The organism is Kitasatospora sp. NPDC057198 (assembly GCF_042670125.1).
GTDB lineage: Bacteria > Actinomycetota > Actinomycetes > Streptomycetales > Streptomycetaceae > Kitasatospora.
This window is the reverse complement of the sequence record NZ_JBHUWH010000787.1, coordinates 1-2,017: the sequence shown is the minus strand read 5'-3', so window position 1 is coordinate 2,017 and position 2,017 is coordinate 1. Positions and strand designations below refer to the sequence as shown.

1 protein-coding gene is annotated in these 2,017 nt (G+C 80.3%); it reads right to left on the bottom strand.

Going from position 1 to position 2,017, the window contains the following annotated elements; genetic code table 11:
* Positions 1–2,017: hypothetical protein (locus ACFUEL_RS39005; protein WP_380242854.1), on the bottom strand; the 2,017-nt coding region annotated here is incomplete at both ends.

The window sequence follows — 2,017 nt, the reverse complement described above, 5'->3', positions numbered from 1 at the left end:
CCGCCCGCCAGCCGCAGACTGAAGTCGCCCGCGGGCAGGTCCCCGCTGACCAGCGCGGGCAGCCGCCCGCCGTCCGCGGCGCCCGCCAGCAGCGCCGGGTCGAACCGGCCCCGCCCGGCCACCTCGGCCAGCCGCGCGTACCGGACCGGATCGGCCGCCACCACGTTCACCCGCACCGAGGCACCGCCGCCGACCGACATCACCACGTCGTCGTCGATCCACACCGGCAGCGAGGTCTCCACCCCCGGCAGCCGGTCCGCGGCCTCCAGGAACGACGGCGGCAGCGCGCCGTTCAGCCCCGCGGTCACCCAGGCGTCCCCGCCCAGGCCGTACCGGGCCACCCGCAGCCGGTCCGAGTCCACCGAACCCAGCACGTCCGCGCCCACCGCGCCGCACGCCACCGCCAGCACCAGGGCCAGCAGCGGCAGCACCGAGGGCCGCGCGCGCCGCCCGCCACCGCCCCGGGCCGCCCGCGCCAGCCCCAGGAAACCCACCGCCCCCGGCCACCGCCCCGCCCGGCGCGCCCACCAGCCGATCAGCACCGGCTGCACCCGCGCCAGCAGCAGCGCACCGGACAGCGACAGCAGCAGCGGCGCCGCCACCAGCAGCGGATCCACCCCCTCGCCCAGCGGCGCCACCCCGCGCCGGACCAGCTGGGCCACCGCCGCCGCCGTCACCACCAGCACCGCGCCCTCGGCCAGCAGCCGCCGCCCCGGCCGGGCCCGGCCCGCCCGGCCGCGCAGCAGCAGCGCCGCCCGCACCGGGAACGCCAGCAGCGCCAGCAGCGCCACCGCCCCCGCCGCGAGCGCCGCCGGAACCCAGCGCGGCGTCGGCAGCAGCAGGAAGGCGGCCGCCCAGCCCAGCACCGCCCCGGGCAGCACGGTCAGCGCCCCCTCGCCCAGCAGCCGCCGCAGCACCCCGCCCGTCCCGGCGCCCCGGGCCCGCAGCAGCCGCAGCTCCGCCGAGCGCCGCTCGACCCCCAGCGCCGCCGCCAGGCACAGCACCACGGCGGCCACGCCCGCGGCCCCGGCCGGGCCGACCGCCGTGATCGAGTCGATCGCCGCCTGCCGCTGCCGGGCGGTGTCGATCGCCGTCCGCAGGCCGGAGGTGACCCGCACGTTCGGCCGCTCCAGGCCGGTGGTGATCCGGACCGCCACCGGGCCCGTGGTGACGGCCGCCAGCGCCGAGGAGGTGTCCGCCATCAGGTCCGCCCGCAGCGCGCCCGTCCGCACCGGCAGCCGCCAGAAGTCCTCGGCGCCGGTGCCCCAGGTGCTCAGCCGGGGCACCGACTTCTCGCCGGTCAGCGCCACGGCGTACCAGTACGCCAGCGGCGGGGCCCCCGGACCGGGCGGGGGAGCCAGGTTCCGGCACACCCCGACCGCGCACCGCAGGTCGGCCCAGAACGGGTCGGCCGGGTCGTCCACGGCGTACAGGCCCACCACCCGGATCCGCTGCGGCTTCAACCGGGTGACGGGGGAGAGCACCGAGAGGCCGCCGTCGAGCACCGCGCCGAGCTCCACCTTCAGCGTCGCGGCGGTGGACGCCGCCAGCGCGACCGGCACCGTCCCCCCGTCCGTCCCCCCGCTCGTCCCTCCGTCCGGCTCCCCGTCCGGCCACTGACCGGCCGTCAGGTGGAGGCGCTCGCGCGCCCCGTGCTGGTACACCAGGGCGACCTCGGGCGAGACGCCCTCCGGGCGGTCCAGCCCGGGGGCGGGCAGCGAACGCGGCTCCGTCCCCCGGCGCCCGTACACCGGGCCGCTCGCGTCCAGCGGCAGCTGCGGGGAGACCAGGCCGGTCAGCCGGGCCGCGGTGGCGTCCAGCTGCCGGGCCGGGTCGCCGCCGTCGGCCTGCGGACCCGCGGTCACCACCACGCTGGTGGCGACCGGGCCGTACCCGTCCAGGAGGGCGCGCAGCGCCCGGTCCGCGCCGCGGTCCAGCGCCCGCGGCAGCGCGGCCGCCAGGAAGACCAGGACCAGCGCCAGGACACCGGTGAGCAGCGCGGCCAGCGGCGCGGTGC